Consider the following 14,782-nt stretch of genomic DNA (forward strand, 5'->3'; position numbering starts at 1 on the left):
AAAGTGACGAAGCGTGCGCACAAATGTCGCCACGTTGCTGCCACGGGCACCCTCTACTATAATACCGCGAAACTGATCCGGCAGGGAACCAAAGTTCATTCCACCTTTCCTTACTGCCGATTTTTTGACACAAAGTACTGCACCTCCATGCACCGGGGCCCCGGCAGGGGTGGGCGGCTACCGCGTGCGCCGAACCGATGGTGCGGATATTGCAACTCATTGGTTCGTATCGGGGTGTCCCCTGAACTGGAGAGCGGATTGGTGCAACTTGCGTGATGGCCGTCCAATGGAAGTTTATCTGGCGCAACCGCGCGGCTTTTGCGCGGGGGTAGTGCGTGCGATCGAGATCGTGGAACGGGCGCTGGAGAAGTACGGCCCGCCCGTCTACGTGCGCCATGAGATCGTGCACAACAAGTACGTCGTCGAGAGCCTGAAGAACAAGGGCGCGATCTTCGTCGAGGAACTGTCGGAGGTGCCGCCGAAGGCGGTGACGGTCTTCAGCGCTCATGGCGTCGCCCGCAGCGTCGAGGAAGAAGCGGCCGCGCGCGACCTTCCGGTGCTCAATGCCACCTGCCCCTTGGTCACGAAAGTTCACAATCAGGGGAAGCGCTACATCGCCAGGGGCCGCACTCTGATCCTGATCGGCCATGCCGGCCACCCCGAGGTCGAGGGTACGATGGGCCAGGTTCCCGCCCCCGTACTGCTGGTCCAAAGCGTTGAAGAGGTTAAGGCCCTTGAGCTGCCGGCGGATACGCCAGTGGCCTATATCACCCAGACCACCCTGTCGGTGGATGACACAAAGGACATCATTTCGGCCCTGCAGGCCCGCTTTACAGATATTCAAGGCCCGGATATCCGGGATATCTGCTATGCGACACAGAACCGCCAATCTGCGGTAAGGGACTTGAGCAAGCTGGTCGACGTGATCTTGGTGGTGGGCGCTGCCAATAGCTCGAATTCGAACCGGCTCCGCGAAATCGGCACTGAGGCCGGTGTCGCGAGTTATCTGATTGCCGACGGCAGCGCGCTCAATCCCGAGTGGTTGAAAGATGCCAGAACCGTCGGTGTCACGGCTGGCGCTTCGGCGCCCGAGGTACTCGTGGATGACGTGATCGAAGCAATGCGGCGGATCGGACCGGTCAAGGTCTCGGTGCTCCCGGGCCGCGAGGAAAACATCGAATTCCGGCTTCCGGCCGAACTGGCTGCGAGCTGACCCACCCGAATTTCAAGCCCAGAAAGAAACTTGTAATGGCTATCCCCTTCTTCAAGGAAATGCGTATCGGCGGCTATTTGATCAAGCAGAAGCTGCTTGGCCGCAAGCGCTATCCGCTCGTGCTGATGCTGGAACCGCTGTTTCGCTGCAACCTCGCCTGCGTCGGCTGCGGCAAGATCGATTATCCGGATGCGATCCTCAACCGCCGCATGACGGCGCAGGAGTGCTGGGACGCGGCCGACGAGTGCGGTGCGCCTATGGTCGCCATTCCCGGCGGCGAGCCGCTGATCCACAAGGAGATCGGCGAGATCGTGCGCGGCCTCGTCGCGCGCAAGAAGTTCGTCTCGCTCTGCACCAACGCGCTGTTGCTCGAGAAGAAGCTCGATCTGTTCGAGCCCTCGCCCTACCTGTTCTTCTCCGTGCATCTCGACGGCCTGAAGGAGCACCACGACAAGGCCGTGTCGCAGAAGGGCGTGTTCGACCGCGCCGTCTCCGCGATCAAGGCGGCCAAGGCCCGCGGCTTCACCGTCAACGTCAACGCCACCATCTTCGACGGCCACCCGGCCGAAGAGATCGCCAAATTCCTCGACCTGACCGTCGAGCTCGGCGTCGGCGTCTCGATGTCGCCGGGCTACGCCTATGAGCGCGCGCCGGACCAGGAGCACTTCCTCAACCGCACCAAGACCAAGAAGCTGTTCCGCGACGTCTTTGCGATGGGCAAGGGCAAGAAGTGGAATTTCATGCATTCCGGCCTGTTCCTGGACTTCCTCGCCGGCAACCAGGAATACGAGTGCACGCCCTGGGGCATGCCCGCGCGCAACATCTTCGGCTGGCAGAAGCCCTGCTATTTGCTCGGTGAAGGCTATGCAAAAACCTTCAAGGAGCTGATGGACACCACCGATTGGGAGACCTACGGCACCGGCAAGTACGAGAAGTGCGCCGACTGTATGGCCCATTGCGGCTACGAGCCGACGGCGGCGACCGCCGCCATCAACAACCCGCTGAAGGCGATGTGGGTGTCGCTGCGCGGCATCAGGACCACGGGTCCGATGGCGCCGGAGATCGACATGTCCAAGCAGCGTCCTGCGCAGTACATCTTCTCCGCGGAAGTGCAGAAGCGCCTGTCGGAGATCCGCAAGGACGAGGCCGCCGCCGCACAGGAGAAGGCCGCACGGAAGGCGTCGACCGCCGCGTAAGCGCGCTAGTCCCACCAACAAGAAAAGGCCCGATCGCCAATGGCGACCGGGCCTTTTGTTTTTAGTGATCGCAGAACCCGCTCAGGCCGCCTCGGAGACCAGCGCCTCGCTGTCGACCAGTTCGGTGCCGATCAGGAAGTCGCGGCAGCCGCGCAGGCTGCGTAGCGCGCGGTTGAAGTCGAGGCCGGTCGAGACCAGTCCGTGCAGCGCAGTCGGGTTGCGCGCGATGCCGCGCAGCACGGCCAGCACGTCGATCTGGCCATTCGGCTTGATGGCGGCGCGGGCGAGCGCCGGCAGCGCGCGATGGGCGGGATCGCTGATGACGCGGACCGCGGCGAACGGCAAGCCGGCCTCGGCGGCGTAGGCCGCCGCGATGTGGCTTTCCATGTCGACGGCGGCCGCTCCCGTCTCCGAATGCAGCGCCGCCTTGCAGGAGCGCCCCGTGACCACTTCCTCGGCACCCGCGAGGCTGCCGCGCACAACGCGGCGGCGCCCCGACGTCAGGCGGTCGATGAGGTCGTCGCCGAGCGAGAGGCCAGCGGCCCAGCGGGTATCGCCCGCGAGCACCTCGGTCGCCAGCACGACGTCGCCGGAGCGCAGCGTCGGGTCGAGCCCGCCGGCCACGCCGAAGGAGATCACACCGCGAATCGTCTCGGGATCCAGCACCGTCAACAGCGCCCGCAACTGGGTGGGGCTGCTCGACGAACAGATGACCGCCATGCCAGGCCCGGCCGCGATGCGGGCCTCCTGAACCAGTCCAGTCACGATCAATATCGGCCGCGGATCAACGGTTTGACCCGCGGTAAGATAGTCCCCCGTCCCCAAAGTCACATTCCGACCCCTACCACCCTGCTGTTGGTGTTCCGCAAGTTCCGATACCGCGCCAACGCCCACAGCGGGAAGAACTTCGGATAACCATGGTACCGTAGATAGAATACACGGGGAAAGCCCGTGGCGGTGTACCGCTGTTCGTCCCACAGTCCTTTTTCGTTCTGTGTTGCAATCAGGTACTCCACCCCGCGGGCGACGGCCGGGTGATCAACCTCGCCAGCAGCCATCAAGGCAAGCAAGGCCCATGCCGTTTGCGAGGCGGTCGAGGGGGCGGCCTCCCAGCCCCGGTAGTCCAACCGGTAGCTGACGGCATCCTCGCCCCAGCCGCCGTCCTGGTTCTGGATCGAGGCCAGCCAGCCGGCGGCTTTCCGGATCATGGGATCGTCATGGCGGACGCCGGCCATGTTGAGGGCGCACAGCACCGACCAGGTTCCGTAGATGAAGTTCATGCCCCAGCGGCCGTACCAGGACCCTTCGGAGTGCTGGGTCTTGCGCAGGTAGGCGATCCCGTCCGCGACATGCTTGCTGGTCTCCGCGGTCTCGCCGAGCTGGGCCAGCATCGAGACGCAGCGGGCGGTGACGTCCTCGGTCGGTGGATCGAGCAGTGCGCCATGGTCCGAGAACGGGATGTTGTTCAGGTAATATTCGAGATTGTTGACGTCGAAGGCGGCCCAGCCGCCGTCGTTGCTCTGCATGCCCTCGATCCACTCCCGGGCACGGTCGATCGCGGCGTCATAGCCGGCCGCACCGTGCTCCCGGCGCATCCGGTCCATCGACATCACGACCACCGCGGTGTCGTCGAGATCGGGATAATGGGCATTGTTGTACTGGAAGGCCCAGCCGCCCGGGCGTACGTCGGGCCGCTTCACCGCCCAGTCGCCCTTCACCTCGAGCTCCTGCTTCGGAATCAGCCAGTCGAGACCCTGCTTGGCGGCCGGCACCGCCTTGTCGCCGCCGGCTTCGAGCAGCGCGTGGGCGGTCAGCGTCGTGTCCCACACCGGCGAGACGCAGGGCTGGCAATAGGCTTCGTCGTCCTTGATCACGAGCAGCTTGTCGATGCCCCGGCGCGTGATCGCGCGCGGCGGGAAGTTCTCGTCCTTGCCGAGCGCGTCGTACATCATGACGATGTTGGCCATCGGCGGATAGATCGCGCCCATGCCGTCCTCGCCGTTCAGCCGCTCCTCGGTGAAGGCGAGCGCCGCGTCGATGGCGCGTTTGCGCAGGCTCTTGGGAAACATCGGCTCGACCACGCGCAAAATGCCGTCGAGCGCGCGGAACAGCACGAACCAGGCCATGCTCTGGTGCGGCGCCTTGGCGGTCATGCCGATCGAGCGCGGATCCTGCAGGAACAGCTCGTCGATGCCGACGCCCTTGGGATTCTTCGCCCGTGGCTTCAGCGCGGCGATGACCATCAGCGGCACCATGGTGGTGCGCGCCCAGTAGGAGATCTTGTTGATGTGGAACGGCGACCAGAACGGCAGCAGCACGATCTCGATCGGCAGCACCGGTACCGCGCGCCAGGTCACGACGCCAAACATCGCAAGCATGAAGCGCGTGAAGACATTGCTGTGAATGGCGCCGCCGCGGGAATGGATCGCCTCGCGCGCACGCACCATGTGCGGCGCGTCGATGGAATCCCCGATCATCTTCAGCGCGAAATACGCCTTGACGCTGGCGCTCATGTCGAACTCGCCGTCATGCACCAGCGGCCAGCCGCCATGGGCGCCCTGCACGCGGCGAAGATAATTGGCGATCTTGGCTTCGAGCACGGCATCGACCGGCTCGGCGAGATAATGGCGCAGCAGGACGTATTCGGCCGGAATCGTGCAATCTGCCTCGAGCTCGAACACCCAATGGCCGTCGGGTTGCTGGAAGCCGAGGACGCCTTCGGTGGCCGACGCAATGCTCGATTCCAAGTTCCTGAATTCTTGGGCTTCGCGGCTGGTCGCGTTCACGGAATCCATCTCGCTCGATTGCTCCGATAGTCGATTGAATGGGCCGAAATTGACTGGGACAAATGCCCGTCAGGGCCGCCTGTCACTATCCCTTGGCGGCCAGAACCAGATCGGCGGCGCGATCACCGGATCGGACCGATCCCTCGATGGTTGCAGGCAATCCCGTAGCAGTCCAATCGCCTGCAAGAAACAGGTTTTTCAGCGCAGTGACCGGCCCTGGACGCAGGGCATTCTGCGCCGGCGTCGCCGCAAATGTGGCACGGCGCTCGCGCACGATCTGCCAGGGGGGCAGCTCGCCGGAAACACCGCCCGCCTTGCAGACGTCGTTCCAGATCGCCTGCGCGAGTTCCTCGCGCGGCATGTCGACCAGACGGTCGCCGTTGCTGATGGTGACGGACAGCCGGTTCGGGAACGAAAACAGCCATTCCACGACGCCGCCGATCACGCCGAGGATCGGTGCCGATCCCGCCGGCGGCTCGACGCGGAAATGCGCATTCACGATGGCGCGGAATTCGGTCGGCGTCTTCAGGCCCGGCAGCAGGTTGGAGGCAGCGCGCGGCGGCACCGCCATCACGACGACGTCGCCTTCGCTGATCTGGATCACATCCTCGCCGCCGAAATTCAGCGCGCCGACCTTGCCGTCATGGGTCGCAAACGAGCGCAGCTCATGGCCGAGCTGAACGCTGTGCCCGCGCCCCTGCAGGAACGTCACGGCGGGCTCGATCAGTACCGCGCTGAGCCCGTCGCGCGCGATCAGGGGACGGCAGGCCTGCCCGCCGGCGAGCAGCGTCTCGCGCACGATCGCGCCGGCAAGCCCCGCCGAGCCTTCGGGTGGATCGACGTTGAGGGCCGCGAGCAGCAGAGGCTGCACCAGGCGCTGATAGAGAACGCCTTCGCACGGAATTGACTTGCCGACCAGCGTCTCTTCCGATGCCCAGATCAGCGGCGCCAGCTTCAGATAATCGGTCAGCCCAGTGTCGGGGACGCGGCGGCTCTCGTCGAGCACCCAGGTCGGGAGCCGGCCGTCGCCGAGGTCGATCTGCCAGCGCTGCCCGGTCTTGAGATCGACGAAGGGAAACTGCGCGCGCTCCGGACCGACGAGGCCCGCCTCGGTCCCGATCGAACGCGCATAGGCGCGCGCATGGCTATTGCCGGACAGCAGCAGATGGTTGCCGTTGTCGATGGTGAGATTGGTGGCGCCGTCGAAATAGGAACGGCAACGGCCGCCGGCCTGCTGCGTCGCTTCGTGCACGGCGACCTTGAAGCCGGCATTGGCAAGTCGCACGGCGACGGAGAGGCCGGAGATTCCAGCGCCAATGATGTGAGCTGTTTTTTGCATCAGATGAGAGCGTATCGGAGCAGGATGGCGATACGTGTGATCTTCGACACACGCACCGGCTCGCGCGGTGCGTTGAACCCGCGCGCGATCAGGAGATCCAGAATGGCATGATAGTATTTCGACATCATCCGCGGCGCGCGCACCGCGCGGCGCCGGTTGCGGTTCATGATCTCGTCCGACTTCTCGAAATACACCTTTGCGCGCTGCGCCAGTGGCAGGCAGACCTTCGGCAGCGCGCGCTCGACGATCACGCGGTCCGGATCGTTGGAGGTGATGCCGGCATGCAGCAGCGCTTCGCGCGGCAGATAGAGCCGGCCGAGGCCCGCGTCCTCGTCGATGTCGCGCAGGATGTTGGTGAGCTGGAGCGCGCGGCCGAGATGATGGGCGAGCTCGATGCCGTCTTCTTCTGGCAAGCCGAAGACCCGGACCGACAGCCGCCCTACGGCGCTCGCGACGCGATCGCAGTAGAGATCCAGCGTCGCCATGTCGGGCGCGCGGATGTCCTGCGGCACGTCCATCTCCATGCCGTCGACGATGGCGAGGAAATCCTCGCGCTTGAGGCCGAAGGTCTTCACCGAGGTGACGTAGTCCTTCAGCCGCGGCGGCGGATTGCCCTGGTAGAGCGCATCGATGTCGTTGCGCCACGCCTGAAGGGCGGCGAGCCGTTCGTCGCGCGGGCCATCGGAATCGGCGATGTCGTCGACCTGGCGGCAGAAGCTGTAGATCTGGAACATCGCTTCACGCTGGTCGTGCGGCAGGATGCGCATCGCGGCGTAGAACGAACTGCCGGATGCGGTCGAGCCATAATTGGCGCCGGGCGAGGTCGCCTCAAGCGTCATGTGCAGTCCCCGGTCTGGAAATGGCCTTGCGTCCGACCGTGCGGCGGCCGACTTCGCCGATCATGCCGGCGAGGCTGAAGGTGAGGAGCTCGAGCTTGTTCAGGTGCACGCGCTCGCGCAGGGGATCGCGCACCTTCAACAGGCGCACGATGCGGTCGGCATAGGCCTGGATCACCGAGACCTCGACGCCGAGGCGGAAATCCCGGATCTCCGCAGCTAGCGACCTGCCCTCGGCGAGCAGCGCTTCGTTGCGGACGGCGAGAGCCTGAAGGCAGGCCAGCATCGCCGGTGGCGACTGCGCCAGTCCGAGCTGCTCGACCGAGGCGCCACTCGCGGCCAGCGCATCGCGCGGCAGATAGACGCGGTTGAGCTCGCGGAAATCCTTGCCGCAATCCTGGAGGTGGTTGTTGATCTGCAGCGCTGCGCAGAGCGCATCTGACGCGGCCCAGGTCGAGGTGCTCTCACCATGGACGTCGAGCATGAAGCGGCCGACCGGCATCGCCGAGTAGCGGCAATAATGGATGACCTCGTCCCAATTCTCGTAGCGCAACTTGGTCACGTCCATACGGAACGCGATGAGCACGTCGAGCGCGTGGCGCGACGCCATGCCGCGTTCGGCCAGTGCGTGCCGCAGGCTGACGGCCTCGGCCTGGGTGTCGCCTTTGCCGAGCAATTCCGCCTCGAGCAGGTCGAGATAAGCGAGCTTCTCGTCCGGCGGCAGCGTGGCGTGGTCGGCGATGTCGTCGGCGGTGCGGACGAAATTGTAATACGCCAGGATCAGCGCGCGATGACGCGGATGAATGATCCAGGACGCGACGGGAAAATTCTCGTCGCGCTCACCCTTGCCGGATCGCAATTCGCTCGCAGAGGTCATCGAGGGCTGGTCTACAATCGTTTGGACAGGAAGGGCTTTTTCGCTCGCGCGAGCCCGTGCGGGCGATGCCGCCGCGGCCCCCATATAGGGGAATACGGCCGCAAAACCAATCCTGTCTCTCGATGGCTGCCCTTTGCGGATCAGGTCGAAAAGGCGGCCCCGGGGCCGCCTTTTGTGGGCCAGTGGCCGAGCTTACTGGTTGTGGTTCTTCAGGACCTGGTCGCAGGCCTGAGAGATCTTGGCCCGGTTCTCCTTGAGGCAGGCCAGGATGGTGAAATCACCCTGGTCGATGACCGGACGGCAGAGCTTCTGCACATCGCGCGAGCAGGCCTTCTGCTCGGCGTCCGTGCCGCGCCCTTGCTGGGCGAACGCTGCGGTCGAGAGGGAGGCCGACAGCAAGGTGAGAGCGACGAGAAGCTTACGCATTGTATTCCTTCATTCTGACGGCAGAATCGCACCAATCCCGGACAGCACAGGGCGACGACCGGAGCGGATTGTTCTGATGGCAAGTCGCCGCGGGAGGAGCGGCCTCGGAGAAGGCACAAGCACTGGCAAATGCGGCCAAATTGGCGCCACGTCCACCAAATCAGGGCTTCCCTGCGTCTTCTCTGGCAAATGTAAGAGACTGATACTACGTCATAATTCAGGTGCGCCGCGTTTTGCTGCGCACCTGTTGCAGAGCTGCATCTCTCGATACCGCCTCGGGACCAAGAAACATGCCGAAATACGACAAATCGAGAGGTGGAAGCATGGCGCAAGGCGTCGTGAACTGCCATCTCTGGCAGTCGGGCATTGAACCTGTCACTGGCTCGGAACACTAAACTTTCGATGTGGCGAGACGTTCTTCGTGAGAAGCGGACGTCGTTCTAAACGGGATATTTTGAGATGAAATTCTTTGGACGGACTGAACTGGCAATCAAGGCGGCCGGCATCGGCGCTGCGCTGCTCTTCTCGGTTTCGACAAGTCAGGCTCAGTCGTCCGGACCGTTTGCAGGTTTCGAGGGCGCATGGACCGGGACGGGTACGGTGTCGCTGTCCGACGGCTCGACCGAGCGCATCCGCTGCAAGGCGGACTACAAGGTTGCCGGCACCGGTCTCAGTCTCAAGCAGGCGTTGCACTGCGCCTCCGACAGCTACAAGTTCGACCTCACCAGCGATGTGACCAGCCAAGGCGAGCGCATCTCCGGCAATTGGAGCGAGACCAACCGCAACATCTTCGGCAATCTCCAAGGCACCGCCGGTGGCGGCCAGATCGAGGTGTTCGTCGAGGCCAACGGATTTGCCGCCAATTTGTCGCTGCGCACCAACGGCACCAAGCAGACGGTGCAGATCTCATCCAAGGGCGAGATTCGCGGCGTCAACATCACGATGACGAAGGGCTGACAGCTCTTACCGCTTCGAAAGCGACAAGCCCCGGTTCTCGCGAACCGGGGCTTGTTGTTTTTCGGAGGCGCGGCGCAATCGTCCGGACCGCGCCGATTCCGTGTCCGATGGATGCAGCCGCTCAGATCGCCGGCTTGTCGGTGCCCTGAAGCTTGGCGTGCAGATTGATCAACCACATCGCCGTCGGCCGCAGGATGAAGAGGTCGGCGACGAGCGCCATCACCATCGAGAAGGCGCTGAGCCAGCCGAACAGCCGTAGCGACGGCAGATCGGAGAACACCGTGACGACGAGACCGCAGGCCAGCACCAACGTGGTCAGGATCAACGCCGGGCCGACCAGCACGGTCGCGCGCTCCACTGCGAGCGCCGAGCCGACGCCCGGCTTGCTCTCGAGCCTGAGGCGGTTGAGGAAGTGGATGGTGGCGCTTAAGCCCAGGCCGAACGAAACGGTCAGAGCTACGACACTGGCAAATTGCAGTCCCTCGTCCATCGCCCACAGCACTGTTCCCGACATCACGACGGGGAAGATGCCCGGCAGGATGCAGGCGAACATCACGACCCAGGAACGGAAGGCAAGGCCGATGAAAATCGCGACCAGCGCGAATTCGACGGTGAGCCCGCGGTTGAGCTTCTCGATCATGCCGGCCGAATTGCGCGCGGCAATCGCGGCAAGACCCGTGACCGCCACTTCATAGCCGGGATGCTTCTTGCGGACGGCGTCGAGCTCGGTATCGAGCTTGTCGACGATCGGCAGGAGCTGGCTGGAATCCTTGTCCGGCACGCGACCTGCGACCACGACCGCGTCCTGCTCGGCATCGATGAACCGGCGCACCAGATGCTCCGGAATGACGCTGACATATTCCTTCAGGGTCGCGACGTCGGCGCTGCCGGCCTTGTCCGCGAGCCAGCGGCGCAGGGTCTCGACCGACCAGACATTGCCGACACCGGCGGCCTTCTCCACCGTCGCGTGCACGTCCGCGATGGTCTGCAGCGTCTCCGGCGAATAGAGCGATTCACCCTTGGGGAACTGGATCAGAACGTTGACCGGGTTGGCGCCGGTGAGCTTGGCGTCGAGCCGGTCGCTGGCCGCGACCGCTTGGCGCTTGTCCGGCACCTGGTCGGCGAGCCGGTAGCGCGGCTCCAGATTTGCGTAGATGACGCCGAGGCCCGCCACGAACACCACCGCGATCAGGCTGAACAGGCCGGGACGGCCCACCATGCGCACCGCGATCCAGTAGCAGAAATTACGCAGCGCTTGTACGCCGGCATCCGCGCTCTGGAACTTGGTCGCAAAGACCTTCTCGTTGCGCACGAGCAGCACGCCGAACACCGGCACGAGCGACAACACCGCAACCAGCGCGATGATGGTGGCGGCGAGACCCGCCTCGCCGAACTTGCGGATCAGATCGGAGTCGGAGAACTGGAGCGCGATGAAGGAAATGCCTGCGGTGCCGTGCGTCAGCACGCAGGCCGGTCCCACCACCAGCACCGCGTTCTTGAATGCGGTGAACTTGTCCTGGCCCGCGATCAGCCGGTCGCGCGCGGCGAAGGTGAGCTGCATCGAGTCCGAGAAGCTGATGACCATGATGAGCGGCGTCATCACGTTCAGGAACATGTTGAGATTGAAATTGGCCCAGCCGAGCGCGCCGAGCGCCAGCAGGATCGCGATCATCGGCGGGAACGCCGCCGCCACCATGAACGAGATTTTGCGGAAGAAGATGATGGCGATGACACAGCCGGCGAGAATGCCGAGGATGTTGTAGGTGAGCCCGTCGCGCTCGACCGCGTTGCGGATCTCGAGCTGCATCACCGGCACGCCGGAAAGCTGCACGTTGAGCCCGGTGTCACTGAGGTCTTCCTTTATCAGCGCGCGGATGTCGGCGACGGTCTTGGTCAGCTTGTTGGAGGCGACCACCTCCGGATCGAGCGACAGTACGATCAGCGCCAGCGTGCCGTCCTCGGACAACAGCTTGCCGCGGATGATCTCGTTGGCTTTGACGCCCTCGATGAACTTGTCATAGGCCTCGCCCTCGGGCAGCTCGGGCGGGAACAGTGCGGCGGGAAGCTTGCCCGGAGCGGGCGCCTGACGCGCGGAGAACAGCGAGACCAGTCCGCGCGTACCCTCGACCAGCTGCATGTCGGTGACGAAGTCGCGCAGCTTCTCGAGGTTGTTCCGGGCCAGCAGGGTCTTGCCCTCGACTACGACGAGGACGTCGAATTCCTCGGCCGGGAACTTCTTGGTCACCGCTTCGTACTGGCGGAATTCCGGCGTGTTGGACCGGAACAGCTGCGAGAGCGAATCGTCGATCTTGATCCGGTGGATGCCGAACACGGCGCCGACGATTAGCACGAGCAGGACGACGCAGGAGACGATGGGCGCCCGGACTGCGATCAGCCCGATGCGCTCCAGCCCGAAGGCGATCGAGGACGCAGGTCCCTGCTCGACCTTGTCGACATGAACCTCACTCTCGCTGTGCTTTTCGAGCATGCCTTGTCCAGTTCCTAAATCGGCTCGGGTCTGTGAGCTTGTCGCGCCCCGCGAACGGCTTGAAAATGCCATACCAATGGGAGGCTTGCCCTTTGAAAATGCGCAGAAAATCGCTGCGAGGGGTTTAGCAGGTCAATCGCCCTTCTCGCAAGCAGGCGGAGTGTGGCCGAATCGATCAAGATGTGGCGATTTTGCCTTAATGCCCTTCATTCGGGCAAAGCCGTGCCAATTCGACGCGGCGCGCGGTCTGCGCTCTCGTCCTTCAGCGCCACACCGGTCACTTCCCGCGCGAGCCCCTCGCGGACCAGCCAGGCGATCTTGAAGGCGGCCTCGTCATAGCTCAACCCGGCCTTGTGGATGTTCGACACGCAATTGCGCTCGGCATCAGTGCGACCCGGCTTGGGGGCGAAAGTTAGATAGGCGCCGAGACTGTCGGGCGCCGACAGGCCCGGCCGCTCGCCGATCAGCATCGCGACCATGCGCGCGCCGAGAATGGCGCCGATCTCGTCGCCGAGCGCGACGCGCGCGCCTGAGGCGACGACGACATGGCCGATCGCGACACCATCGTCGGCCGCGAGCAACGGCAGCAGGCGCATCACCAGCGCGGCCGCATGGGCGTGGACCGCCGCCGCCGACAGGCCGTCGCCAATCACGAGTGCGAGTTGGCACGGCTCCGAGGCGCTCCGCGCCAAGGACTCGGCTGATCCGGCATCGAGCCGTCTGCCCAGATCGGGCCGCCGCAGATAGTCCCCGCGGTCGACCGCCCGGCTGTTCGCCTCGGTGACGACGAGGCCAAGCGCGCAGAGATCCGCGACCAGCCGCGGCGCATCGAACACGGCGTGTACGGCATCGCGGGCGCGGGCGTGGTCCAGTGTGAAATCGAGCAATGCCCGCGTCGGCAGGCTCGCGCCGCTGCGCCCGAGCGCGACGCGCGCGGGCGTAAGCGACCGCAGATCGAGGGTCGGACGACGCGGGATGGCCGGATCAGACATGTTGTGTCATTCGGCGGGAACGGAGGCCTCGCGTAGCCGGATCGAATAGTTCGAGGCGTTCTGCTGGCCGGTCGAGGCCGCCCGCGCAAAGGTGATGAGATGGTGCGCGATCAGGGTGCAGCCGATCAGGCCTTCGAGATCGCCGCGCTTGATGCGGCCCAGCGCGAACTTCCAGAACACGCGCTTGTAGTCGCCGAGCACGCCGACCTTCCAGAAGATGTTTCGCAGCATGACGAGGCCGCGCCTGATGTTGGTCCAGGTCTTCATCTCGTCCGGCGTTGGCATCTTGAGGCGGTGCACGTAAACGTGGTCGCATTGATACTGGAAGCGCCCGTAGACCTTCTCGGGCTCGTAGGCGACGGCCATGGCGTGCTTCCAGGACGCAACGACGTCGTCGTAGGGCAACAGGAAGTCAACATTGGAATCGCGCCCGTCGTCCTCGACCAGGCGCCCCTCGCGCTCCAGACGGTCCCACAGCGGCGTCTTCGGCAACGCCTGAAGCAGGTTGATCGTGAGCAGCGGAATTCGGGACTCCTCGACAAAGGCGAGCAGCGCCTCCGAAGTGTTCGGCTTGTCGGTGTCGAGCCCCATGATGATGCCGGACACGACCTCCATGCCGTAGGAGTTGATGGTTTGCACGCCCTCGAGGATCGGGACCATCATGTTGTGGTCCTTGTGCATCGCCTTCAGCGCATCGGGGTCGGGCGTCTCGATGCCGCAGAAGATGGTGACGAAATAGGCCTCGCGCATCTTCTCGAGGATTTCCGGCCGCTTGGCGATGTTGAGCGTCGCCTCGCAGGCGAGCCGCACCATGTAGCCGGTCCTCTTCTGCCATTCGATCAGATGCGGCAGGAGGTCGAGCGCCGCCTTGCGGTTGCCGATGAAATTGTCGTCGACGAAATAGACCGTGTCGGTCATGCCGCATTCCCGCAGGCGGTCGAGTTCGGCGATGATCTGCTCCGGCGACTTGAGGCGCGGGTTGCGGCCATAGAGGCCGGGGATGTCGCAGAACTCGCACTGATACGGACAGCCGCTGGAATACTGGATGCTGCCGAGGAAGTATTTCTTCACGTCGGCGAGCTCGTAGGCCGGGATCGGAAACTCCGTCATCGGCACGCGGTCCTTGGTGGTCAGAACCACCTGGGTCTCGGGACGCGAGATGTCGCGCGACAGTATCTCGAGCAGCTGATTGGTGGCGTCGCCGAGCTCGCCGACATGGAGATAGTCGAAGGATGGATAGTAGTTCGGGCAGGCGCTGACGGAGGGGCCGCCGAGCGCGACCGGCAGATCGAACTCGTGGGCGCGGCGGCAGATATCGTTCATCTGCTGGCGCTGGATGTGCATGCCGCTGACGAAGACCGCCTCGGCCCATTCGAACTCTTCTCTGGTCGTACGGCGAAGGTTCTCGTCGACGAATTTGACCTGCCATTCCTCGGGCAGATAGGCCGCGAGCAGCAAAAGTCCCTGCGGCGGCATGAAGGCGCGGACGCCATCGGTTAGTGGGTAGGAATGCTCGAACGTCCCGAACGACGATGTGTATCGCGGAAACACGCAGAGAATCCGCCGGGACGTCCCGTTACTTTCAGCTCGCATCAAAGCTCCCCCGCCACGCTCGACTTAGCTGCGGAAATTGCCAGACAGCTACATAGCGTAATGCTGCCGCCGGAATTTC

At 64.2% G+C, this 14,782-nt stretch carries 12 protein-coding genes; 3 read left to right on the forward strand and 9 right to left on the reverse strand.

The window, feature by feature from the left end; genetic code table 11:
* The first annotated feature begins 286 nt into the window (after nt 1-286).
* Nucleotides 287-1,213 (forward strand): 4-hydroxy-3-methylbut-2-enyl diphosphate reductase, encoded by a 927-nt coding sequence (gene ispH / locus AB3L03_RS06660; RefSeq protein ID WP_035993095.1) that lies wholly within the window; start codon nt 287-289, stop codon nt 1,211-1,213.
* A gap of 35 nt (nt 1,214-1,248) precedes the next feature.
* Nucleotides 1,249-2,409 carry an adenosyl-hopene transferase HpnH gene (gene hpnH / locus AB3L03_RS06665; protein ID WP_007593619.1) on the forward strand — a complete coding sequence of 387 codons (1,161 nt, stop codon included), beginning with the start codon at nt 1,249-1,251 and terminating at the stop codon, nt 2,407-2,409.
* Between the two features lie 81 nt (nt 2,410-2,490).
* On the opposite strand, the gene AB3L03_RS06670 is transcribed toward hpnH, so the two are convergent.
* From AB3L03_RS06670 to AB3L03_RS06695, 6 genes are all read right to left on the reverse strand, one after another.
* The gene (locus AB3L03_RS06670) at nt 2,491-3,240 is read right to left on the reverse strand and encodes a phosphorylase (protein WP_026233265.1); all 750 of its coding nucleotides are present in this window, start codon (nt 3,238-3,240) and stop codon (nt 2,491-2,493) included.
* Complete coding sequence (gene shc, locus AB3L03_RS06675) at nt 3,237-5,204, reverse strand: squalene--hopene cyclase (protein WP_085352236.1); 1,968 nt, start codon at nt 5,202-5,204, stop codon at nt 3,237-3,239. Before shc ends, AB3L03_RS06670 begins: the two co-directional genes overlap by 4 nt.
* A gap of 76 nt (nt 5,205-5,280) precedes the next feature.
* Nucleotides 5,281-6,534, reverse strand: a complete 1,254-nt coding sequence (gene hpnE / locus AB3L03_RS06680; protein WP_085352235.1) for a hydroxysqualene dehydroxylase HpnE — start codon at nt 6,532-6,534, stop codon at nt 5,281-5,283.
* Nucleotides 6,534-7,373 carry a presqualene diphosphate synthase HpnD gene (hpnD, locus tag AB3L03_RS06685; protein WP_018456923.1) on the reverse strand — a complete coding sequence of 280 codons (840 nt, stop codon included), beginning with the start codon at nt 7,371-7,373 and terminating at the stop codon, nt 6,534-6,536. Before hpnD ends, hpnE begins: the two co-directional genes overlap by 1 nt.
* Entirely contained in the window at nt 7,363-8,247 is an 885-nt protein-coding gene (hpnC, locus tag AB3L03_RS06690; protein ID WP_018456924.1) for a squalene synthase HpnC, read from the reverse strand. Before hpnC ends, hpnD begins: the two co-directional genes overlap by 11 nt.
* A 192-nt stretch (nt 8,248-8,439) precedes the next feature.
* Nucleotides 8,440-8,673, reverse strand: a complete 234-nt coding sequence (locus AB3L03_RS06695) for a hypothetical protein (protein WP_007593627.1) — start codon at nt 8,671-8,673, stop codon at nt 8,440-8,442.
* 459 nt (nt 8,674-9,132) lie between these two features.
* On the opposite strand from AB3L03_RS06695, the gene AB3L03_RS06700 reads away from it, so the two are divergent.
* Nucleotides 9,133-9,630: a hypothetical protein gene (locus AB3L03_RS06700; RefSeq protein WP_018456925.1), complete on the forward strand. Its 498-nt coding sequence runs from the start codon at nt 9,133-9,135 to the stop codon at nt 9,628-9,630.
* A gap of 121 nt (nt 9,631-9,751) precedes the next feature.
* Here AB3L03_RS06700 and AB3L03_RS06705 read toward each other — a convergent pair whose 3' ends face one another.
* From AB3L03_RS06705 to AB3L03_RS06715, 3 genes are all read right to left on the reverse strand, one after another.
* Complete coding sequence (locus AB3L03_RS06705) at nt 9,752-12,118, reverse strand: RND family transporter (protein ID WP_018456926.1); 2,367 nt, start codon at nt 12,116-12,118, stop codon at nt 9,752-9,754.
* Nucleotides 12,119-12,324: 206 nt separating this feature from the next.
* Nucleotides 12,325-13,110 carry an ethanolamine ammonia-lyase subunit EutC gene (gene eutC / locus AB3L03_RS06710; RefSeq protein WP_018456927.1) on the reverse strand — a complete coding sequence of 262 codons (786 nt, stop codon included), beginning with the start codon at nt 13,108-13,110 and terminating at the stop codon, nt 12,325-12,327.
* Between the two features lie 6 nt (nt 13,111-13,116).
* Entirely contained in the window at nt 13,117-14,703 is a 1,587-nt protein-coding gene (locus AB3L03_RS06715; RefSeq protein WP_085352431.1) for a B12-binding domain-containing radical SAM protein, read from the reverse strand.
* Between the last annotated feature and the right edge of the window lie 79 nt (nt 14,704-14,782).

Source organism: Bradyrhizobium lupini (assembly GCF_040939785.1).
In the GTDB taxonomy this organism is placed as follows: Bacteria; Pseudomonadota; Alphaproteobacteria; order Rhizobiales; family Xanthobacteraceae; genus Bradyrhizobium; species Bradyrhizobium canariense_D.